Origin of the sequence: Nocardia sp. CA-128927 (assembly GCF_050955855.1) — a bacterium.
Lineage (GTDB): Bacteria > Actinomycetota > Actinomycetes > Mycobacteriales > Mycobacteriaceae > Nocardia.
Window position 1 is genome coordinate 3010343 of record NZ_CP192087.1, and the last position, 22083, is coordinate 3032425.

The following is a 22083-nucleotide window of genomic DNA, read 5'->3' on the forward strand; positions in this document are numbered from 1 at the left end:
GTTCGCAGAAGGAGCACCGATGGTCGTATCGCGCGCCTACTCACCGATGCACGATCGCCCGGCGTTGAGCCCGCGCGAACTACAGGTGCTGCTCAACTGGTTGCGTCGCGATTCGAAAGCCGAAGCCGCACAAGATCTCCACCTCTCGGTCGCGACGGTCAATACCCACATCGCCCGCATTCGCGCCAAGTACGCGGCCACCGGCCGCATCGCCACCACCAAGGCGGCCCTGTTCGCCCTCGCCGTGCAGGACGGCATCATCGATGTGAACCAATGGTGATTCGGCGGGGCCGATCACACCGAGCGCACGGTCAGGTCGTTGGTGCTCTCCCGGATCTCGAGTGTGAACGGGATCTGGATGTCTTGTACCGCAAAGGTTTCGGCGCCACGGCGGCGGAGTAGCTCGATCGCTGTTCGAGCGATGGCAGCCTTGTCGGGGGCGATGGTCGTCAGCGACGGGATGCTGAACGCGCTCTCCTCGGTGTTGTCGAACCCGACGACCGCGACGTCTTCGGGAATCCGCAGGCCCCGTTCGGCGGCTTTGCGCATCGCGCCGAGGGCGAGCAGGTCGTTGAAGCAGAACACCGCGTCGGGTGGTTCCGGTAGATCCAGTAGGTGAGCCATGGCCTCGGCGCCGTCGCGCCGGTGGTACTCCAGGGCCGTCACGATCAACTCGCCGCGCTCGGGAATTCCGGCCTCGGCCAACGCTTCCCGATAGCCGGTGAGGCGCAGGGCGGCGGTGCCGCGGTGTGGGTTGTGGCCGATCGCGGCGATGCGCCGACGTCCGATCCGCGCGAGGTGACCCACCGCGGTGCGGGCGGCGCGCACGTTATCGATCGCCACATGGTCGAAGGGCACGTCGACGGCGTGCTCGCCGAGCAGGACCAGTGGTACCGCGGGGGACAGCTCGGCGAAGTCGGCGGCCTCGAGCGCCTGCGGGCTCACGATCGCCCCATCGATCAGGTAGGGGCCCATCGACGCGAGCGCGGCGCGTTCCTGGCCCCTGGTGCCCTGGGTCTGTTCGATCAAGACACCCCACTCGTGCTGCTGGGCGGCGGTGATGATCAGACCGGTCAGCTCGGCGAAGTACGGGATGTTCAGTTCCGGCAGCACCAGGGCGATGAAACCGGTCCGCCCGCGCCGGAGATTGCGGGCACCGCGGTGCGGCCGGTAGCCGGTCGCCTCCAGGGCCTCCAGCACCTTGCGCCGGTTCACCGGTTTGACGAAGTCGTACCCGTTGACCACGTTCGACACGGTCTTGATGGAGACGCCGGCAAGTGTCGCAACGTCTTTGAGCGTGGCGGCCACTGCGCTGCTCCTCCTCGCGATCGGCCAGTCCGTGGAAACCAACTTCAACGGATTTCTCCAAACTACTTACAACGTTGTTCCAACGTTGTAAAACTCATCTAACGCCTCGCACGGCAGCGGGGATCGGGTCGCGCTCCCGCCCTCGATCGGGGCGCCCTGAAGGAGTAAACCCATGCCAGTCAACAAGACCCACGCTGTTGTCGTCGCGATCGCCACCGCGGTCGGCCTCACCCTGTCCGGATGTGCGAAATCCGAGACGGATACAACCGCACCGACCGGGGCCGGTCCCGCGGCGTCCGCGGCGGCGGCCCAGCCGAGCGGACAGTCGACCTGCACCCTCGCCCAGACCGGCTATCCGAAGATCGACCTGAAAACGGCGAAAATCGGCTTCTCCCAATCGGAGAAGGAGGCCAACCCGTTCCGGATCACCGAAACCGCGTCGATCAAGGCTCAGGCCGGTGCACTCGGCATCCCCTCGGGCAACCTGCTCGTCACCAACGCCCAGAGCGATCTCAACAAGCAGATCAGCGACATCAAGTCGCTGCTCGACCAGGACGCGCAGGCGCTGATCGTGGCCCCGCTGAATTCCGATGGGCTGCAACCGGCGCTGGACGCCGCCAAGGCCAAACACGTGCCGGTCATCACCGTGGACCGCAAGGTCACCTCCCAACCGTGCACGGACTACCTGACCTTCATCGGGTCCGACTTCGTCGAGCAGGGCAAGCGGGCGGCCGATCAGATGATCCGGGTCACCGGCGGCCAGGGCAAGGTCGCGATCCTGCTCGGCTCGTCCGGCAACAACGTGACCACCGACCGCACCAAGGGTTTCAAGGACAAGCTGGCCGGTGCGCCGGGGCTGACCATCGTCGCGGAGCAGACCGGTGACTTCGACCGGTCCAAGGGATTGTCGGTGACGGAGCAGCTGCTGCAGAGCCATCCGGAGATCACCGCCGTCTATGCCGAGAACGACGAGATGGGCATCGGGGCCGTCAACGCCATCAAGGGCGCGGGCAAGAAGCCCGGAACCGACATCAAGATCGTCTCGGTGGATGGCACGCACAATGCGGTTCAGCTGATCGTCGACGGCGCGTACAACGCGGTCATCGAGTCGAATCCGCGCTTCGGGCCGCTGGCTTTCCAGACGCTGCAGCAGTTCCAGGACGGCGCCGCCATTCCGGCGACCGTGATCATCTCCGATGACGAGTACGACGAAACCAACGCCGCCGCGAAGGCGGCCAACTCGTATTGATCGCTCCGGCAGGCAGGTTCCGATGATCGAACCGGTCCTCGAAGTCGTCGAGGCGCGCAAGGAGTTCGGTGGTACCCGTGCGCTCGATGGCGTGTCGTTCACCTTGCGCCCCGGCGAGGTGCATGCGCTGGTGGGTGAGAACGGTGCGGGCAAATCGACCCTCATCAAGGCGTTGACCGGCGTCTACCAGCTCGATGGCGGAGAGCTGCGTTATCGCGGTGAACCGGCCGTGTTCCCGACACCGCTGCACGCGCAGCGCGCAGGCATCTCCACGATCTACCAAGAGGTCGATCTCATCCCGATGATGAGCATCGCGCACAACGTCTTTCTCGGTCGCGAACCGCGAAATCGGTTGGGGCTCATAGATCAACGGCGGATGTTCCGGATGGCGGCCGAACTGCTCGCCGGATACGGCATCGTCGATGATGTGCGTAAGCCGTTGCGCAGCCTCGGTGTCGGCGCACAGCAGATGGTCGCGCTGGCCCGCGCGGTGTCGATCGACGCGCGGGTGGTCATCATGGACGAGCCGACCTCCGCACTGGAACCTCGCGAGGTGGAAACGCTGTTCGAGGTGATCGAGCGGCTGCACGAACGTGAGATCGCCGTTGTCTATGTCAGTCACCGGCTCGACGAGCTCTACCGAATCTGCAACCGGGTCACCGTGTTACGTGACGGCAAGCTGGTGCATACCGGGCCGCTGGCCGAGCTCGGGCGGCTGCCGTTGATCGCCATGATGCTCGGCCGCGATATCGGCGAGATCAAGGCGCACGGTGCGACCAACTTCAGCGACGATCAGCATGCCACCGCCGAGCAGGTGCTGCGCGCCGAGGATCTGGTGAGCCGACACCGGCTCGCGGGCGTCTCGGTGTCCGCGCGTGCGGGTGAAATCGTCGGCTTGGCAGGGCTTTTGGGGTCCGGGCGCAGCGAGACCGCGCGGGCCATCTTCGGGGCGCTGCCGTTGGATCGCGGTTCGGTCGTCATCGGCGGTAAGACCGTTCGATCCGGCAGTACGCCCGCGGCGATCGCTGCCGGAATCGCCATGCTGGCCGAGGACCGCCGGGCGGACGGGATCATTCCGGAGCTGTCGGTTCGGGAGAACATCGTGCTGGCCGCGTTGCCACGGCTGTCGCGGTTCGGCCTGGTCAGCCGCGCGCAACAGGATCGGATCGTCGATACCTTCATCACCCGGCTGCGGATCAAAGTTGCCGGTCCGGAGCAGAAGGTGTCCGAACTGTCGGGTGGCAATCAGCAGAAGGTGATGCTCGCCCGCTGGTTGTGCCTGCAGCCCAAGCTGTTGCTGCTCGACGAGCCGACCCGCGGCATCGACGTCGGCGCCAAGCTCGAGGTGCAGGCGCTGATCGACGAACTCGCCGACACGGGCCTGGCTGTCGTGCTCATCTCCGCGGAGTTGGAGGAGTTGCTCGACGGCGCCGACCGGCTGCTCATCCTTCGCGACGGGGCGACCGTCGGTGAACTCATCGGTGATCAGTTGACCGAGGGCAATGTGCTTGCCGCGCTCGCCGAGGCGCCCGAAACCGAAGGGAATGCCGATGATTGAGCAGGTTGCGGCCCGGCGGCCGCCTGCGTGGCGGGCCCGGAGCACGGTCTGGTTGCAGGCGTACGGCGTGTACGCCGCCCTCGGCGGGCTGGTCTTGTTCAACCTGGTGGCTACTTCGAATTTCCTGACGCTCACCAACTTACGCACGCAGCTGCTGCAGGCCGCGCCGGTGATCATCGTGGCCCTCGGCATGGCGCTGGTGATTGGGACCGAGGGCATCGACCTGTCTGTCGGCGCGGTGATGGCGCTGGCCGCCGCGATGATTCCGCAGTATCTCGGCTACGGGCCCGCAGCGGCGGTGCTCGTTGCGCTGCTGATCGGCCTGGCGGCGGGCGTGTTCAATGGAATTCTGGTGGCGCGCATCGGGATTCAACCCATCATTGCCACGTTGGCGTTGCTGGTCGGTGGCCGCGGGCTGGCGCTGGTGATCGCGGACGGGCAGCTCGTCGACATCAAGAACGCGTCCTTCCTGACCCTCGGCTCCGGTGAAGTACTGGGCGTTCCGATCAGTGTGCTGATCGCGGCGGTGCTGGCGGTCGGCACCGGATTGCTGATTCGCCGAACCACATTCGGCCGCCAGTTGGTAGCGGTCGGCGGCAATCGATCCGCGAGTGAGCTGGCCGGGCTGCCGGTGCGGCGTGTGCTCATCACCGTCTACGCGATCTGCGGTGTGTTCGCCGGGTTGGCGGGGGTGCTGGCCACGGCCCGGCTGCATGCCAGTGATCCGGCCGATATCGGTCTGCTGATGGAACTTTCGGCCATCACCGCGGTCGTTGTCGGCGGCACACCATTGACCGGCGGCAAGGTCAGGGTGGTCGGTACCGTGGCCGGTGCACTGCTGATGCAATTGGTGCTGGCCACCCTGATCAAGCATGATCTGCCGTCCTCGACCGCCCAGATGGTGCAGGCGGTCATCATCGTCGCGGCCGTGTATGTCGCGCGGGAGCGGAACAGCCGATGAGCACTACGACCCGACCGGCCGATCGCCGGGTTCGCTCCGGCGCGGGGAGTGATTCTCCGGTCGTCAGGAGTGCGCGGCTGCTGCTCGAGTTCCTTCAGAAGCAGCCCGCCGCAGTGGTTTTCGTGGCGGTAGCCGGTGTCGCCTGGGTGACGTTGCCGCATTTCGGCAGCGTTGCCAATATGCGTGATCTGGCGTTGCAGAGTTCGTTCCTCGCTGTGATCGCGCTCGGCATGACCTTCGTGATCATCTCGGGTGGCATCGACCTGTCGGCAGGGTCGGTGTACGCGCTCGGCGGGGTACTGGCCGCGTATGGATCACAGTGGGGGTTCGCGGCGGCGCTGCTGTTGCCGCTCGCGGTGTGCGGTCTCATCGGCATGATCAACGGCGTGCTGGTGGCTCGGACCGGCATGGCGCCGTTCATCGTTACCCTGGCGACCCTGCTCTTCGTCAGAGGCCTGTTGCTCGCCATCACCGACGAGGGCGCGAAAACATACAAAATCGAGCGCGGACAGGCCTTTCTGGAGATCGGCCGTGGCACGCTGTTCGGCGTCGGATATCCGGTCTACCTGGCCCTGCTGCTGTTCGTGGCAGGTGCGGTGCTGTTGCGGCGCACCGCATTCGGTCAGGTCGTGTTCGCGACCGGTGGTTCCGAACGTTCCGCGGTACTCATGGGCTTGCCGGTGATCCGCACCAAGATCATGGTCTACACCCTCAGCGGACTGCTGGCGGGCTTCGCCGGAGCCATGACCGCGGCCTATCTGGAATCCGGGGTCACCGTGATCGGCGTCGGCACCGAGCTGGACGCGATCGCCGCGGTGGTGATCGGCGGCACCCTGCTGACCGGCGGTGTGGGAACCGTCATCGGCACCGTCTTCGGTGTCCTGTTGCGCAACGTCATCCAGGACATCATCAACGAGATCGGCACCCTCGACAGCAACTACCAGTCCGTCGTCAGCGGCGCCTTCCTGCTCGTGGTGGTCGTGCTGCAGCGGCTGCTCGGGTACGTGCGCCGAGAATGACAGCGCCTCGACATCGTGGATGGTGCGGTCCATATTTCGAAGGTAAGTAACATTCAGCAAACCTTATCCGATAAGCATCCTGACCAGATTTGACAACGTTAGGAGACTGCGATGGACGTCAATAACCCCGAAGGTGCGCTTGTCTGGCTTGCCATCCTCTCGCCACTGATCGTCATCGGTGGGGCGTACGCGCTCATCAGCGGAATCGGGCGGGCACTGGGAATCGGCTGACCGGCCTGTTCAGCGCGGTCCGGTGTGGTCGATGACGGCACGTGGGGATACCCCTATAACCCCCTACCCGTAGCCCCGCGACGATGCTCGCGGTGGCGGCGACGAGTGTGGTGGCGTGCGGAATCGCCATGTCGGACCTGCGCATTTCGGCAAATGTTGTTCCTGCGCAGCATGTTTCAGGGTCGTGGTGGCAGTTGCGCGGTGCCGTCGATCGGCCGAAAACGTGTGGCAGGGTGATCGGCTATGAAGACGATCCTGATCACGGGGGCGACATCGGGTATCGGCCTCGCAGCAGCCCAGCAGTGCGCCGCGGGAGGTGATCGGCTGGTCCTCGTCGGACGGAATCCGCGGAAGCTGGCCGATGCGGCGACGACGGTGCGGGCCGCCGGAGCGGGCGGCGTGGACACCCTCGAATGTGACTTCGCTTCGCAGGGGTCGATCCGGCAGCTCGCCAAAAGTGTGCTGGCGCAATACGACCGGTTGGATGTGCTGGCCAACAATGCGGGCGGTTATCACAAGAATCGGGTCGAGACCGAGGACGGCATCGAGGCCACGTTCGGCGTCAATCACCTGGGTGGCTTTCTGCTCACCGAACTGCTCATCGATCTGATGGTGCGCAGCGCCCCCTCGCGCATCCTGTTCACGTCGTCGGTGCTGCATTTCGGCGCCGGCCTGGATTTCGATGATCTCGGCCTCGAACGCGGGTATTCGGGTGAACAGGCGTATAGCCGATCGAAGCTGGCCAATGTGCTGTACGCCAGGGCGTTGGCGCGCCGGGTCGAGGGAACCGGCGTGACGGTCAACGCCTTTCATCCCGGCGCGGTGGCGAGCGGGATCTGGGATTCGCTGCCGTGGTTCGGGCAGCCCCTGGTCGCGGTGGCCAAGCGGCTGTTCATGATCTCCGTCGAGGAGGGCGGCCGGGCGCTGAGCTATCTCGCGACCGACCCCGAGGTCGACGGGGTCACCGGCGCCTACTTCCAGAAGAACCGCATCAAGACTCCGTCGCGTCGTGCGCAGGACGACGCGCTCGGGCAGCGGCTGTGCGAGGTGAGCGCGACCCTGGTCGAGCCCGCCGAATAGGCGCGGTGGCTGTGCAGTCAACGACAACGTTGTCGGAATTACCAAGCGACACAACATGTTTGTCATCGGCTGATCTGCAGAAAGCAGGGGTAATGCAGCGTACGCGTTTCGAGTCGATCGGCTCGTACACTCCGGAAACCATCCGTTCCACCGAGGAATTGATCGACAGTCTGGCCGTGCCGAGGTCGCTGGATCTGGAGCGGATAACGGGGATCAAGAATCGGCGGGTCTACGACTCGCATCCGGACCGCTATGAATCGTCCTTCGAATTGGCGCTGCGGGCGATCGACGATTGTCTGCGGCATTCCGACTACACCGCGGCCGAGCTCGATATCGTCATCTCGGCCTCCATTACCCGCACCCGCGGCAAGGAAATCTTCTGCTACGCACCGGCATTCGCGCTGATGCTCGGCAACGCGATCGGCGCGACCTCGGCCCGGCATTTCGATGTATCCAACGCGTGCGCGGGGATGATGACCGGGGTGCTGGTGCTGGACCGGATGATCAAGGCGGGGGTGGTGCGCAACGGCCTGGTGGTCAGCGGCGAACAGATCACACCGATCGCGGAGACTGCGGTGCGGGAGATCAGCAAACCGTACGATCCGCAGTTCGCGGCACTGACCGTCGGTGATGCGGCGGTGGCCGTCGTGCTCGACGGTCGCGGCGACGATCACGACGAGATCCACTACGTCGAACTGATGACCGCCGCCGAAGGGGCCGAGCATTGCCTCGGCATGCCGAGCGACCAGTCGGCCGGGATCGCGCTCTATACCGACAACCGCGCCATGCAGAACGAAGGCAGATACCTGCAGGCGATCCGCCGCCTGGACACCTTCCTGCAGGAGACCGGGCGCACCTGGGAGGGGGAGAAATACGACTACTGGATCCACCATCAGTTCAGCGGTCCGGTCATCGAATACCTCGGGCACCTGACCGAGCAGCATTTCGGCACTCCGATGCCACAAGCCCTGAATGTGTTGGAGGACTTCGGTAATACGGCATCGACATCGCATTTTCTGGTGCTGCACGAGTATCTCGGGCAGCAGAAGATTCCCAAAGGATCGAAGATCCTGATGATTCCCGCGGCTTCTGGCCTCGTTTCCGGCCATCTAGCCGCGACTATTTCGCGTCTGGAGGCGTGAGCCATGGGTACCACCATTGTCGCGGCGGCGACCAACACCGATCTCGACACCGCCAGCTATTTCGAACTCGCCGCCCGGGCGGCCCGCAGTTGCCTGGCCGGCTCGGATGTCTCGGTCGACGAGGTCGGCATGCTGATCAACGTCGGCGTCTTCCGGGACGAGAACATCTCCGAGCCCGCGGTATCGGCACTGATCCAGAAACGGATCGGCCTCGGCCTGGAATACCAGCCCGGCCGGGTACCCGCGTTCTCGTTCGACCTGATGCACGGCGCCACCGGTCTGTTGCACGCCATCAACACCGCGGAATGCTTCCTGGCCACCGGTGACGTGGAGTACGCGTTGCTGGTGGCGGGGGATACCCATCCGTCGACCAAGCGCTACGTCGCGGGGTTCCCGTACACCGCGGGGGCCGCTGCGCTCCTGCTCGGCAGTTCGCCGACCGCGGGCGGATTCTGCCCGCTGCATACTCGGGAGACCACGGGGACGGCGGACCCGTCGGCCTGGGTCAACCTGGGTGAGGCGGGCGCGAACGGCCGCTCGGCCATGCGTATTCGGCACGGCGCGCAGGAGTCGATCGAGCTCGCGGCGGCGGCCGTTCGAGCCTGCATGGCCGATGAGGGTCTCGACGGTGACGATTTCGCCGAGGGGCGAGCCGTGTTGCTGGCACCGGCCCCGGTGGTGGGGTTCGGGGCCGAGCTTGCCGAAACCTTGCGGCTCCGAACGGAATCGGTGGTCGGTGTCGCCCCGGCGGTCGGCGATCCGTACACGGCGGCGCCCGTCCACGCGTATCTGAGCGCGCGCGAATCCGGTGTGGTCGACACCGCTGCCTCGGTGCTGTTCCTGGCTGCCGACGATGCCGCGGCAGCGTGTCTTGCCTACCATCCGCAGTCGGCAGCCGTCGCCACGGTGGGCGGCGGCGGTGCTTCGCGACGCGAAAGATGTTGATGTTACTCACATTCCGTCATTCGTGTCGGAATGGTTTCGGCGATCTTGTTGCCATGATTCGATGACAGGTCGCGGTCGGCGACCTACGCTATGGGCACCGGCTGGATCAATGGGGCGTCCGGATACGCCCCTGCTGCGACGATGCCGCATCTTCAGCGCACCCGAGCTGCTCTCTTCGATGGTGCCCTTCCCCAGTCGGTCACATCGCATCGACGAAGGGGGCTCGGGTATGCATCGGCAGATCTCGCCGCAGGGCGAGAAGTGGTCGACACTCACCGAATCCGGGGTCGGCCAGGCCATGGCTGTGCTCGGCAGCGCAAGCACGGTCGGCTTGGTCGCCGAACTGCTCGCCGCCGACGAGGCGGTGGTGCGCACCGCTGTCCGGCAGCTCGCCGCCGGGTCGTCCGCGCGGGCGCTGTTCGACGATCTCGACCTCGCCGACCGGATCCTGCGCGACACCCCGGCGCAGGTCCGCCGGGAACTGCACGCGCGTGCGGCGAAGCTGTTACACGACAAAGGGTTTCCGGCCGCCGCCATCGCCGATCAGTTGGTCGCGGCCGGTGACGCCGACCACCCGTGGGCGGGCGTGGTACTGCTCACCGCCGCGGCGGAGGCGTTGGCGAACGACCAGATCGACCGCGCGGTGGAGCGGTTGGAGCTGGCCTACCGTGCGACACGTGACCCCGCGGAGCGCGCCACCATCGCGATCCGGCTGGTGCGGGCCGAATGGCGGGTCAGCCCGTCGAATCGAACGCGGAACTACATCCGGATGCGCGCGGTCGTTCGTTCGGGCCGGGTGCCTGCCGCGGGATTGCCCGCCGCCGTCATGTTCCTGCTCTGGCACGGGCAGACCCAGCACGCGGATCAGGCGCTCGGGCAACTGGATTGCGGTCGGCTCGGCGAGGCGGCGCCGAAGGTCGATTTCCTGTGCGCATGGCTGCGGTCCGCGCATCCGCCGCATGCGCAACGCCATCCGCGGCTGTTCGCGGCCCAGGCGCGGCGACGCCCGGCGACCGCGCTGCGACCGTCACCGCACCTGCTGGGCGCGCAGTTGCTGACCGGTCTGTTCGCCGGGCGTCCGGGCGACGAAACGTTCACCCTGGCACAGCGTTTGCTCACCTGTCATCGGCTCGCCCCGAGCACCGTGGAAACCCTTGCGGCAGCAGTGCATTGCCTGATCTATACCGACCGGCTCGATACCGCGGCGGCGTGGTGTGACTCGCTGCTGGCCGAGGCCGAGGCGCGTCAGGCACCGACCTGGCAGTCGATCTTCGCAGCGTTGCGCGCGGAAACCATGCTGCGCAAAGGAAATGCGCGCGCGGCCGCAGATGACGCGATACTCGCGCTGAATCACGTTCCCGCCGAACAACTCGGCGTCTGGATCGGGACCCCGGTCGCGGCGCTCGTTCGCGCGTACACGCTGACCGGCAGGCACGCCGACGCCGAGGCGCAACTACGAAGACCCGTGCCCCGCGCCATGTTCGAGTCGCGCTTCGGCCTGCCCTACCTGCATGCGCGGGGCCACCACTATCTTGCCCTCGGCCAAGCCGACGAGGCACTGCGCACCTTCCGCCGCTGCGGTCACCTGATGCGCCGCTGGCGCATGGACTTCGCCTGGCTGGTCCCGTGGCGCAACGACGTCGCCGCCGCCCACCTCGCCCTCGGCGACCACCGCCACGCCCGCGCCGTCGCCACCCGCCACCTCGATCTGCTCGGCACCGCCAGCCGACACCGCACCGGCGGCGTATCACTCCGCCTGCTCGCTGCGACCGCCGACCGCTACCAGCGAGTGCGACTACTCCGCGATGCCGCCGCAATCGCCCGCTCCGGCGGCTGTGACCTCGAATTGGCAACCGTCCTAGGCGAACTCGGCACCGCCCACCGCGCCGTCGGCGACCACGACAAGGCCCGCCTGCTGATCCGCGAGGCAACCCGCCTAGCCGACTCCTGCGGCGCAGACCCCCTCCTGCACGACCTACTAGGCGACCGCCCACCCCGCCCCGCCCCGCGCCCCCGACTCCACCCCAACGGTCTCGAAACCCTCAGCCCCGCCGAACGCCGCGTCGCCGAACTAGCCGCCCACGGCAACCGCAACCGCGACATAGCCGCCGCCCTCGACATCACCACCAGCACCGTCGAACAACACCTCACCCGCGTCTACCGCAAACTAGAAATAGCCCGCCGCACCGAACTGACCTTCGTCCTCGGGGCCAATCCGACGGGCTCGTCGGTCTCCGCCATCGGTTAGCGGGCAGGGGCGCATACAGGGATCTAGTAGCCATCCTGCATGGTTCGCGGCCGTTGTAGCTGGATCGAGACGAGGACCAGCACCACTTGCCAGGAAGATTCAATCGTCGGAGGCAACGATGAGTCGAACCTTCTGAGCCGTTCGGTCTATGACCACGATCTCATGGAACTCGGTGTGGACGTCGCCGTAGTCGTTGATCGCGGACTTGTCGAGATCCCGCAGCACGTAGCTGTTAGCGGATCCCATCACGGAGTCGAATACCTGGCGCTGGATCGTGTCTTCGAGTTCGCGTGGCACGGTGCCGCATTCTGCGAGCCACTCTCGCACGATCTCGACAACGTTCTGCCCGGTGACCGGCTCGTACACATCCGGCGAGAGGCGATCAAGCCAGTACGGTCCGTGGCGAGTGCCTGCGGGATCGACCCCGCCCCCGACGTAGTCGTCTCGATACTCGACTTGATTGATCAGGGCATCCAGTGTGGCTCGGTCATCGACTTCCACTGTCAACATGTCGAAAATCTTCAGGTCGATCCACTTATATGAATGACTGTTCCCCTCGTCGAACTTGAAATCACGGAAATTGATGAAAACGCTCTCACTATACGCGAGCACTTCTTCCGAACTCGACACTCAACCTCCATTCATATGCCGCAGAAATGATACCAGCCGCTCAACTACTCCGTTATATGCCATCTCTTCGTTGGCGCGCCGGGGACATCGTTGAAATCTAGAGTCGGACCACCGGACTTGCTGAACGGGCGATAGGTCACAGTCACTTTCGGGTCGCCGGAAAGGTTCCAAACCTCAATGTCACCCTTTGGAGTCGATTTTATTTCTGGCTCTCCGAGCTGTTCGCGTAGCTGCGCACGCGCCGTATCGAGTTCGTTCTGGGAAACTAGCCGGACGCCGGCTGAGTCCTCGATGCCGATCGGATTGCCATGCGCATCGTTGAGTATGTCCCGGACAGCGGATGATTTCTCGTCCAATGTCTTCGGCTTGGGAACTTCGCGTTTTCCTTTGAGTTTCTCAGCGAGCTTGGTGGTGAGGTCCTTGATGCGTTGAATGGTCGCTTTGGTCTTGGCGCCCGCGCGCTCGACGGTGACGGCGATCTTGAGCTTGGCGGCTTTGACCACGGCGCGGAGGATGTCGACGAATCTTTCGATAGCCTTGGCGGTTTTCGCGGCTGCGACTGCGGCTCCGACACCGAAACTGACGAACGAGGATGCCACGGCGATGGCGGCGTTGATGGCCAGTTCCTCGAGCAGAGCTTTGCCGAGGTCTTCCAAGGTTCTACGGAGTTCGGCCCGCAGCTCGTCGAGCGCTTGTTTCTGGTCGCGGCAGCCCTGTGCCAGTTCGGCGTATGCGCCTGCGACGTCGGAAGCGGCGGTTTTCAGCTCACGCAGGTCTTCGTCGATAAAGTTGGCGTCCGGTGACGTGACCTGTTGGAACATTGCCGCAGCGCGTTCGAGTTCACCGGTGGTGGCGGTGATCGCGTCGTTGGTGGCCAGCGTGTTCCATACGTCGCCGGAGTGTGACAGCTTGTCGGTGTCGCCGTCGGGGACCGGGATTCCGACCTTGACGGCAAGTTCGAGGCCGTCGTCGACGATGCCGCGGCCGGGTCCGCCTGCCGACGGCGGAACGAGTAGTGAGACCAGTTCCTGCGGGGACAGCGTGAACGATGGGGTCAGGTTTGGTTCCGCAGGTGCCGGTTGGCCGCTGGCGGGGTCGAAGTCGGCGAGGGCGTGGTTGTAGCCGGCCTGCTTGAGAACCTGCGCGTAGCCGTCGAGGGCGAGCACGAGATCGATGGACATGGTGTACATGTCCTTGCACTGCTGGTCATAGGATTCGGCCCACTTCTTACCGTCACCGACGCTGCCCGCCATGTTGGTGGTGTCACCGAAGGAGCGCATCCCGCTCTTGAATGCATCGAAGTATCCCGAGGCTGCTTTTGCGCAGATGTCGGCGGCGTCGTAGTAGGTCTGCGGAGCAACATCGAGCACGGTCACGACGGACCCCCGCTGCCTCGGCCGAGCATGTCCAGATTCGCTGCCACGGCGGCGTTGTATCGGTCGTGCGCGGCGACGGCTGCCGCGCGCATCGCCTCGATACCCGCGGCGACCTCGTGTGCGCCGGACAGCCAGTCGGTGAAGGCTTGACTGGCGGCGGTCGCGGACGGGCCGGTCCAACTCGACTGCAATGCGGCGGTCCGCTGCGTCAGCCCGGTGAGGCTCTCGTTGAGGAATCCGACGAAACCGGCGACGCGGGCATTGATGTCGTCGAGCTCGTCCAGATCCACCCGAAACGAATCATCCATAAATGCATCCCCCCAATGACGTCACGGCAGATCGAGTGAGCTCGTTCCGGCGGCGCGCGCGGCGTCGAGCTGGGTGTGGGTCGCACCGACGACACCGAGAAGCTCTGCCAGCGTCGCCAACGAGTCCAGAACGGTCTGGGCGCCTTCCCGCGTTTCGTTCCAGCCAGTGCGGTAGACCGAGGCCGATGTGCCGGTCCAGGTTTCCAGCAGCCTGCTGATGTCGGCGTCGAGGGAACGGACGCCGGCGACCAACTCCTCGGCAGTCAACTGCACGAAACGACCGGCATCGCTCACTTCGGTCGGAACGACCTCGAATGTTGGATCCCCTGGATTTGTCTGCGACACGACGGTCCTCCCCTCAACCCGTGACACTGAAATCTACACGCTGCCGCGCCTGTCGCGATCCGCACGCCGGAGTATGAGGCGCCCGCGGAACAGGACGGCGACCGCAGCCAGCACAGCACCTCTCCCCGCGGGCGGTTCCCGCCGGAAGAGGTGCTGGGTGGTTCCGGAGGCGGTGTTCAGCCGGCGTCTGCCGACGCCAGGAGTCCGGGCACGGTTTTGGTGGTGTTGTGGCGGAAGATGTTGACGGCTCCTACTACCTCGTCGGATTCGTCGCGGATCGGGAAGACGTTGACCAGGGCGAGGAGGCGGAAGCCGTCGGGTTGTTCGCAGATGACGTCGGCGTCGCGGACGGTGCCGCCGTTGTTGATGACTACCGAGGGCGGGGCTGCTTCGTGGGGCATGACCTCGCCGGAGGGGTAGCGCAGGCGGAACGCGCCGCAGTACTTCTCGCTCGTGCCGAGCTCGGGACTGCGTCCCCAGGCGCCGATGGCGGTCTTGTTGCAGGCGATCAGCGTGCCGTCCTTCTCGAGCACGTAGATGCCGACCTCGATGTCGTCCATAGCGGCCTGGTCGCCGAGCAGGCCACCGGGCACTAGGTGGCCGTTCTCGAGCTTGCCCTGAAACGTGAGATTGTCCAGTTCACCAGCGGTGATCTTTTGACTGATGCTCATTGCGTTTCCCATCACTCGGAATAAGGTGTGATAGCTCATATTCGATGAAAGGAATCTGGGCGCATCGATCGGTCGAGTAGAGGTGACTTCCGCACCCTCTTTCACCTCACGTTAGTGTACCGAAATTGCCTGCCGGACAGTCTGTTCACGACGAACAATGATTGAAGGGACAACAATCTCGGAGCTCCTCGCGTCACGACGCGATCAGGCGGAACGCTCAGCAGCTCAACTTCTGCTGTCGCTAGGGCTGGGCCTCGATGCGGAATACCGCGATCCGATCCGCGGCGGCGGCAATGGCCTGCGGGGTCGGCTCGTCGACCAAGCCGGTCGTGACGAACAGATTGCCTACTCGCGCATGGCTGTTCACGATGTGGTCGTGCAGTATCGGCCGACGTTCCTCGACGGGCAGTTCGACCAATTTCACGACCGAGGATCGGCGGCCGCGGGAGAGGGTGACCGTCTGCGCGGCGCGAACGTTCGCGACCCAGGCTGCCTTCGGGTATGCCTGGAAGATATAGCGTTGCCCGGCAATGGGAATCACCCCGATCGCCGCGATCCGTTGCTGGCCGGTTCGGCACCCCGTCGTGGTGATCAGGTAGTGCGGGCCGAGGGCAATTCCCAGCTTCTGCAGCCTGATGATCACCTTGTTGAACTTCTCGACCTTACGGCGAAACTGCTCCGTGGTCTGCGCCATGACTGTTTTCCTCCCCGCCAGACCTTCCGGGTCTGGACTGCTCACCTCGGCAGGCCTGACACGAACATGTCGCCAGCACCATCCGGTGATGCCGCCCCACCCGCCAACGATGCTGTCGCTCAGCGGATCTCAATCGTTACGGCTGTTGTCCGTTTCAGGATTGATGTCGAGATCGGGCTGTCAGTGTGTAAGGCTCGGGCCGTAACGTGCCGCGTTCGTACATGCGAAGCGGCGCAACGCCACCCAACGTGTAGGCGTGGAGTAGGCGACCAGGAGGAGGGTCCTTCGGCCGTTCAGCTGGTGACGATATCCAGCAGACCGGCCGTCTGTGCCTTCTTAGGGTACGAATCATGCGCCATGACGATGATCCTCAGCGGCGGCTCGCTGGGATGAGGGCCCGGCCCGGACGATGGCCTGCGGAGCACTCGATGTCGGTAGCGCCGACGATTCTCACCGTCACCATGAACCCGACCGTGGATATCAGTCTCGAAGTGGACCGGCTGCACGCCGAGGGCAAGAACCGGGCCGTCGTGCGGTCGGTGCAGGGTGGCGGGGGCGGGATCAATGTCGCCCGCTGTGTCGGGAAACTCGGCGGTTCGGCAGTTGCGCTGCATACGTATGGCAGGGAGGTCGGGCAGCGGCTCAATCGGCTGCTCGATGAGGAGGGACTCGCTCATCGAGGAGTTGAGATATCTTCTGATACCAGAGAAGCCGTCGTCGTTGCCGAGACGCATCCGTGGCACAGTTACCACCTGGTGCCCCCGGGCGCTGAGCTCACCGCGATCGAGCAGGATCGCTGCATCCAGGCGATTATCGCTGCCGCGCAACAGTTTCCGTATATTGTCTTGACCGGCAGCGTGCCACCTGGACTGCCGGATGACTTCTGCGCTCGCTTGGTGCGGCGCATCGATCCGTCCTCGACCCGTGTGGTGCTCGACATCGCAGGCGCCCAGCTACGGGGTGTATTGACCGAGAACTCGTTCGCGATCCGGCTCGACCGGCGCGAAGCCGCAGGCCTGATCGGGCGGCCGATCGAGTGTTTCGACGACGCCCAGACCGCGAACGACCTCCTCTTGGCTTCGGGTGCCACCGGCAATGCGATCACCACGGTGGGTGCACTGGGTGCGGTGTACTCGAATGTTGCTTTCCACCATTGTATTTCCGCGCCGACAGCGGAGGAGCCGCTGTGTAGCGATGCCTGCGCGGGGGACAGCTTGGTCGGTGCCTTCACCTATCAGCTCGCCGCAGGCGCCGACTGCCTGCATGCCAGCGAGTTCGGCGTAGCGGCGGCCGCGGCCACCGTCATGCGACCGGGCACCGAGGTATTCGAGCCCGCAACCGTCGACGCACTGCAGGCTGCGGTGCGCGTACACCGCATCGACCGGCCGAGCGCCGAGCGCGGTGTCGCGGAGCCCGCGAGGGTGGCCGAAGGTCCTTGATTACGAGGGTCTTTCGGTTCGGGACAAGGCCGTCCGGCTCTTATCCGCGACCACTCGCCGGTGAGACGGTGGAGCCAAACAACACGGAGGAAACGACATGGACCACGGACTGCCCGACGACGACACCGTCAAGACAGCACTGGCGCTCGCGGTGCGGGCGCCGTCGGTGCACAATTCCCAGCCGTGGCGCTGGCGGATCGGGGGCCGATCGGTGCACCTGTATCTCGATCCGGCACGCGGGCTTCCGGCCACCGACCCCGATCAACGGGACATGGTGGTGAGTTGCGGTGCGGCACTGCATCATCTGCGTGTGGCATTGGCGGCGCTCGGCTGGTCGGCTGTGGTGCATCGGCTGCCGAATCCGGCGGACCCTGATCACCTGGCCTCCGTCGAACTGCTGCGGCACCGGCCGACCCCGGCGGAAGTCGAACTCAGCGCGGCGATTCTGCACCGGCAGACCGACCGCAGGCACTACACCTCGTGGGAGATCCCGGCCGGATATCTCGGGCTCGCCGCGGAACGTGCGGCCGCCCTCGGCGCGATTGTCCGCCAGGCCTCGAACCGGTCGCGCGAGCATCTGATCGCGGCGACCCGTGCCGCGGCAGTCCATCACGCGATGGACCCGGACTACCGATTCGAACTAGCGACCTGGAGCGGCAGACACAGCGCCACCGACGGTGTGCCCGCGCGCAACACCCCGAGCCCTCGCCCGGACGACGAGCTGCCCGCACGGACCTTCGTCGCCCCGCAACTCACCGACTCCGCACACGAACCCGATTTCGCGGAACTGCTGGTGATCGGTACCTCGGGCGACGACCGGTTGTCCCGACTACAGGCGGGTGAGGCGTTGAGCGCGGTGCTGCTGACCGCCACCAACGTCGGCCTGGCCACCTGCGTGCTCACCGAACCACTCGAGATCCCGGAACTGCGCCGCGATGTCCGTGTCGGCGTACTCGACGACAGCTCCTACCCCCAGGCGATCGTCCGCATCGGCTGGATTCCGACCAGCGCCGAGCCGCTGCCGCCGACGCCCCGGCGCGTAATCGCGGACGTGCTCGATCCCTTCGAGCCCTCGAACGGCCGCTGACCCGAATCAGCGCCGCATGGCCGGCCGCCGGGTGTATCCAATACACCCGGCGGCCGCGTCATCTATGCCAACCCGGCTGCTGCTCGGTGCAGTCTCGAATGTGTCTGTACCGGTGAGTGATTCGGGGAGACAGCAGAACAGCCCGGGACATCCGATTGTCCCGGGCTATTGCAGTGTCTATTGCGTGGATACGGCGCGTTGCGCGACAGCGGAGAGTGCGGCGGCCAAGCGGGATCGGGCGTCTTGCGCGATCGGGCGCAGCCCCGGCTGGTTGTCGGCGCGCAGCAGCTGGTCGGGGTCGACGGCCTCGACGACGGTGCCATCGTCCTCCGTGCGGACCACCACATTGCAGGGCAGCAGCTGTCCGACCCGTCGATCGATATCGAGGGCTTGGCGCGCGAGATTCGGGTTGCAGGCACCGAGGATGAGGTAGTTCTCCATGTCCACGCCGAGTTTCGCGAGCAGCGTTGCGCGGACGTCGATTTCGGTGAGGACACCGAATCCCTGCTCGGCCAATGCGTCTCGCACCAACGAGACGGTCTCGGCGAACGGCGCCGATACGTGAACTACGAGTTCGGCGGCGATGAGGGGGATCCGGATCTCGGTGAGCAAGTCGTTGGGGGCGAACGCCTCCTCCGGCGCGACCAAGTACACCTCGGTCGGCGGTCCGGCCTGCTGGTATCGCGAGCCACGGATCCAGTCGTCCAAGGCCTGGTATGCGTCACCGATTCGGCGGTAGTCGCCGCGATGGGTGACATGCGCGAACAACTCCGGTTCGCTGCGCCGCAGCGTCACCGCTTCGTTGGCGGCGATCGGCACGGGGGCGACCGGAAGTCCGAAGTCGGCCTCGGTCGAGGTACCGGGGCGGAATTCGCCGAGATAGGTCGTGGACGGCGGCCCGACCGGAGCGAATCCGGTGGCCGCGGCCAGTTCGTACAGCGCGTCCATGCCGGCGGCGATGTCGTCGCCGGCATGGTCGATACGCACGGTGCGGCGCAGCCCGAAGATGGTCTGCGGCGTCGAGTGATCGACGGAGATCTGGTAGGTGGTCATGAACGGGGTTTGCGTGCTGCCGACGACTCCGGTGCACGCTGAGCGAGTCGGCGCAGGCGTTCGTGCTCGAGCAGGAACAGGGTGACACTCACGACGAAGGCCAATGCGGTAGCGCTCGCGCCGAGGGTGACCCACCCGGTGAATCCATAGCCCGCGGCGGTGAGGGTGCAGGCCAAGCCGACCACTCCGCCGATGAACAGCACGATGCCGGGGATGTTATAGGTGTCGGCCAGGCTCTCGCCGGGCTTGCTGTGGTACGGCTCGCGGGACGTCATGTCACTCACGATGCTTCCTCCGGTTTTGTCGAGGGTGGGCCGCAGCCGGGGGAGTGCGGATCAGGTTGGTGCGTCGGTAAGTGCGCGGTCGAGCAACAGCCGTCGTTCCGCGGCGGCGACCGCGCGGCGGGCCGCGGGAACGGCGTCCGGGGTGACCGAGATCGATGTAATACCCATGCGCACAAGGTGTTCAGCGAACTCCGGGTGGTTCGACGGCGCCTGCCCGCACAGCGAGGACGTGATGCCGAGACGGCGGGCCGTGGTGACGATGCGGCCGATGGCGTCGAGGACGGCGGGGTCGGATTCGTCGAAGAGCTCTGCGCACTGCTCCGAGTCGCGGTCAACGCCCAGCATGAGCTGGGTGAGGTCATTGCTGCCGATGGAGACGCCATCGATGCCGAGGCCGACGTACTCCGGTAGCCAGTGCACGACCGACGGCACTTCGGCCATCACCCAGCGGTGCAGCCCGCGCTGTTTGCCGAGTGGGCTGGCGTCGACGAGTTCGAGGCAGGCTTCGAGCTCCCAGCGAGTGCGGACGAACGGAATCATCAAGTGCAGGTTGGGAGTTTGTTCGCGGACCCTGGCGAGGGCGGCGAGCTCGAGGGCGAAGAGCTCGGGTTCGCGGATGTAGCGGTAGCAGCCGCGGTAGCCGATCATCGGATTGTGTTCGATCGGCTCGTATCGGCTACCGCCGGTGAGTGCGCGGAATTCGTTGCTGCGCAAGTCGGTTGCGCGATAGATGACCGGTCGCGGCTGGAACGCGGACGTGATGCGGTGCAGCGATTCCGCCATGTGGTCGACGAATCGTTTCTCCTCGCCGCGGGCGATCAGGTCGCGCGGGTGGCGGCCGTCGAGTGCTTGGGTCAGTAGGGTTTCCGCGCGCAGCAGGCCGACACCGTCGACCTCGGTCTTCGCCACGCGTTCGGCTGCTTCCGGCAATGCGAGATTGACGTAGATCCGGGTTGCCGTCGTCTCTGCCGCGGTAACCCGCGCCGGTTCGACAGTGACCGCACTGGCCTTCGATTGCGGTTGTCCCGCAAGGACTTCGCCTGCCGCGCCATCGACGGTGACGAGGAGGCCATCGGTGAGCGTGGTGGTCGCGGTGCGGGCGCCGACGATGCACGGGATGCCCAATTCGCGCGCGACGATCGCCGCGTGACAGGTCATGCCGCCGCTGTCGGTGACGACGGCCACCGCGCGGGTGAGGGTGGGCAGCCAGTCGGGATTGGTCATCGGAGCCACCAGCACTTCGCCGTCGCGCAGCGATTGACCCTGCGCGGGCGAAGTGAGGATGCGCACGGCACCGGTTGCCTGACCGGGCGCGGCGGCCAAGCCGCGCACCAGGATTCGAGAAGGGGAGCCGGCGGCGTGTTGTTCGCCCGGACTGTCGGGGAGCATGGTGATCGGACGGGCCTGCACCAGCCACAGGGTCTCGTCGTCGAAGGTCCACTCGACATCCTGCGGCTTGCCGCCGTGATGCTGCTGTACCGCCAACGCGAGGCGGGCGACCGCCGTGGCCTGCGCCTCGTCCAACACCGGCGTATCGGTGCCGGCCAGCTCCACCTGCCGATCACCGTCGGGGCCTGCGACGATCTCGAAACTCTGGTGGCCCCTTCGGCTTTCCAGCAATGTCGGGCCGGTCGCATCGAACAGGTAGGTGTCGGGTTCGGTCGCGCCGGATACGACAACCTCACCTTGGCCGCGGGCGGCATCGATGACGACACGATCGCGGCGTCCGGTGGCCGGGTCGGCGGTGAACGCGACACCGGACTGCCGGGCCGCCACCATGCGTTGCACCACGACCGCCATCACCGGGCGCTGACGCATCCCGCGCCTGGCCCGGTAGGTCACCACGCGCGGAGTGAAAAGTGAAGCCCAGCAATCGATGACGGTCGCGATCAGCTTGTCGTCGCCGCGCACATTGGTGCGCGAGATGTTCATGCCGGCGAACGAAGAGGTAGCACCATCCTCGCCGATCGCGGAGGAACGCACCGCGACCGTGGCGTCTTCGCCGAGCGCGTGATACGCGCTGAGCACGGATTCACGGATCGCGCCGTCGATCGTCGCCTTGTGTACGAGTTCGCGCATGCGACGGCACAATTCGGTCACGCGGGGTCCGTCGGCACTCGCCGCGAGCGTCTCGGTGTGCAAGCGATCCAGCTCGGCGCCGTGCGGTCCTTCGATGATCACCTCGTCGAAGCATGATCGCAGGATCACGAAACCCGGTGGCACCGGCAGCTTCGCCGCGACCAGCTCGCCGAGATTCGCACCCTTGCCGCCGGCCTTGTCCGCGTCGACGAGCCGCAGCTCGCCGAATCCGGCCACATAGTCGCCCATTTCGGTTCCGATCCTTTAGGAGTGGATGGTGGTTGCGTTGGCTTTGGGCAGTCCCAGCGATTGGGCGACCATCGTCGACCAGGTGCGAATCACATGCCAGTTCGTCTCCATGCCCTCAGGGTGATCC

Annotated in this window: 21 protein-coding genes; 11 read left to right on the top strand and 10 right to left on the bottom strand. The window is 65.6% G+C overall.

Going from position 1 to position 22083, the window contains the following annotated elements; translation table 11 throughout:
• Positions 1–19 precede the first annotated feature (19 nt).
• Entirely contained in the window at positions 20–280 is a 261-nt protein-coding gene (locus tag ACQPW1_RS14195; RefSeq protein WP_433663180.1) for a response regulator transcription factor, read from the top strand.
• A gap of 14 nt (positions 281–294) precedes the next feature.
• On the opposite strand, the gene ACQPW1_RS14200 is transcribed toward ACQPW1_RS14195, so the two are convergent.
• A complete protein-coding gene (locus ACQPW1_RS14200; protein WP_433663181.1) occupies positions 295–1308 on the bottom strand; it encodes a LacI family DNA-binding transcriptional regulator in 1014 nt (337 codons plus the stop codon).
• A gap of 172 nt (positions 1309–1480) precedes the next feature.
• Between ACQPW1_RS14200 and ACQPW1_RS14205 the strand changes: the two genes are divergently transcribed.
• The 8 genes from ACQPW1_RS14205 (at position 1481) to ACQPW1_RS14240 (ending at position 11741) form a co-directional block, all read left to right on the top strand.
• Positions 1481–2557: an ABC transporter substrate-binding protein gene (locus ACQPW1_RS14205; protein WP_433663182.1), complete on the top strand. Its 1077-nt coding sequence runs from the start codon at positions 1481–1483 to the stop codon at positions 2555–2557.
• Between the two features lie 22 nt (positions 2558–2579).
• Positions 2580–4115 carry a sugar ABC transporter ATP-binding protein gene (locus ACQPW1_RS14210; RefSeq protein WP_433663183.1) on the top strand — a complete coding sequence of 512 codons (1536 nt, stop codon included), beginning with the start codon at positions 2580–2582 and terminating at the stop codon, positions 4113–4115.
• Complete coding sequence (locus tag ACQPW1_RS14215; protein ID WP_433663184.1) at positions 4108–5076, top strand: ABC transporter permease; 969 nt, start codon at positions 4108–4110, stop codon at positions 5074–5076. The genes ACQPW1_RS14210 and ACQPW1_RS14215 overlap by 8 nt, the downstream gene beginning before the upstream one ends.
• The gene (locus ACQPW1_RS14220; RefSeq protein ID WP_433663185.1) at positions 5073–6095 is read left to right on the top strand and encodes an ABC transporter permease; all 1023 of its coding nucleotides are present in this window, start codon (positions 5073–5075) and stop codon (positions 6093–6095) included. Before ACQPW1_RS14215 ends, ACQPW1_RS14220 begins: the two co-directional genes overlap by 4 nt.
• Positions 6096–6569: 474 nt before the next feature.
• Entirely contained in the window at positions 6570–7406 is an 837-nt protein-coding gene (locus ACQPW1_RS14225) for an SDR family oxidoreductase (protein ID WP_433663186.1), read from the top strand.
• Between the two features lie 92 nt (positions 7407–7498).
• Entirely contained in the window at positions 7499–8548 is a 1050-nt protein-coding gene (locus ACQPW1_RS14230) for a 3-oxoacyl-ACP synthase III family protein (RefSeq protein ID WP_433663187.1), read from the top strand.
• 3 nt (positions 8549–8551) lie between these two features.
• On the top strand, positions 8552–9493 hold the full coding sequence (locus ACQPW1_RS14235; RefSeq protein ID WP_433663188.1) for a hypothetical protein: 942 nt from the start codon (positions 8552–8554) through the stop codon (positions 9491–9493).
• 229 nt (positions 9494–9722) lie between these two features.
• Positions 9723–11741 (top strand): helix-turn-helix transcriptional regulator, encoded by a 2019-nt coding sequence (locus ACQPW1_RS14240; protein WP_433663189.1) that lies wholly within the window; start codon positions 9723–9725, stop codon positions 11739–11741.
• Positions 11742–11840: 99 nt separating this feature from the next.
• On the opposite strand, the gene ACQPW1_RS14245 is transcribed toward ACQPW1_RS14240, so the two are convergent.
• The 6 genes from ACQPW1_RS14245 to ACQPW1_RS14270 form a co-directional block, all read right to left on the bottom strand.
• Entirely contained in the window at positions 11841–12251 is a 411-nt protein-coding gene (locus tag ACQPW1_RS14245; RefSeq protein WP_433663190.1) for a hypothetical protein, read from the bottom strand.
• A gap of 164 nt (positions 12252–12415) precedes the next feature.
• Entirely contained in the window at positions 12416–13747 is a 1332-nt protein-coding gene (locus ACQPW1_RS14250; protein WP_433663191.1) for a hypothetical protein, read from the bottom strand.
• Positions 13744–14055 (bottom strand): WXG100 family type VII secretion target, encoded by a 312-nt coding sequence (locus ACQPW1_RS14255; RefSeq protein WP_433663192.1) that lies wholly within the window; start codon positions 14053–14055, stop codon positions 13744–13746. Before ACQPW1_RS14255 ends, ACQPW1_RS14250 begins: the two co-directional genes overlap by 4 nt.
• Before the next feature lie 21 nt (positions 14056–14076).
• Complete coding sequence (locus ACQPW1_RS14260; RefSeq protein WP_433663193.1) at positions 14077–14427, bottom strand: WXG100 family type VII secretion target; 351 nt, start codon at positions 14425–14427, stop codon at positions 14077–14079.
• 149 nt (positions 14428–14576) lie between these two features.
• On the bottom strand, positions 14577–15071 hold the full coding sequence (locus ACQPW1_RS14265; protein ID WP_433663194.1) for a PAS domain-containing protein: 495 nt from the start codon (positions 15069–15071) through the stop codon (positions 14577–14579).
• 241 nt (positions 15072–15312) lie between these two features.
• Positions 15313–15765, bottom strand: coding sequence for a nitroreductase/quinone reductase family protein (locus tag ACQPW1_RS14270; protein WP_433663195.1), 453 nt, complete (start codon positions 15763–15765; stop codon positions 15313–15315).
• Positions 15766–16193: 428 nt separating this feature from the next.
• On the opposite strand from ACQPW1_RS14270, the gene ACQPW1_RS14275 reads away from it, so the two are divergent.
• Together ACQPW1_RS14275 and ACQPW1_RS14280 are read left to right on the top strand one after the other, a co-directional pair.
• Positions 16194–17204: a 1-phosphofructokinase family hexose kinase gene (locus tag ACQPW1_RS14275; RefSeq protein ID WP_433663196.1), complete on the top strand. Its 1011-nt coding sequence runs from the start codon at positions 16194–16196 to the stop codon at positions 17202–17204.
• Between the two features lie 97 nt (positions 17205–17301).
• The gene (locus ACQPW1_RS14280; RefSeq protein WP_433663197.1) at positions 17302–18291 is read left to right on the top strand and encodes an Acg family FMN-binding oxidoreductase; all 990 of its coding nucleotides are present in this window, start codon (positions 17302–17304) and stop codon (positions 18289–18291) included.
• Between the two features lie 177 nt (positions 18292–18468).
• Here ACQPW1_RS14280 and ACQPW1_RS14285 read toward each other — a convergent pair whose 3' ends face one another.
• From ACQPW1_RS14285 to ppsA, 3 genes are read right to left on the bottom strand one after another with little or no spacing between them, the layout of a single operon-like run.
• Complete coding sequence (locus ACQPW1_RS14285; protein ID WP_433663198.1) at positions 18469–19344, bottom strand: DUF302 domain-containing protein; 876 nt, start codon at positions 19342–19344, stop codon at positions 18469–18471.
• Positions 19341–19628, bottom strand: coding sequence for a hypothetical protein (locus ACQPW1_RS14290; RefSeq protein ID WP_433663199.1), 288 nt, complete (start codon positions 19626–19628; stop codon positions 19341–19343). The genes ACQPW1_RS14285 and ACQPW1_RS14290 overlap by 4 nt, the downstream gene beginning before the upstream one ends.
• 51 nt (positions 19629–19679) lie before the next feature.
• Entirely contained in the window at positions 19680–21956 is a 2277-nt protein-coding gene (gene ppsA, locus ACQPW1_RS14295) for a phosphoenolpyruvate synthase (RefSeq protein ID WP_433663200.1), read from the bottom strand.
• Between the last annotated feature and the right edge of the window lie 127 nt (positions 21957–22083).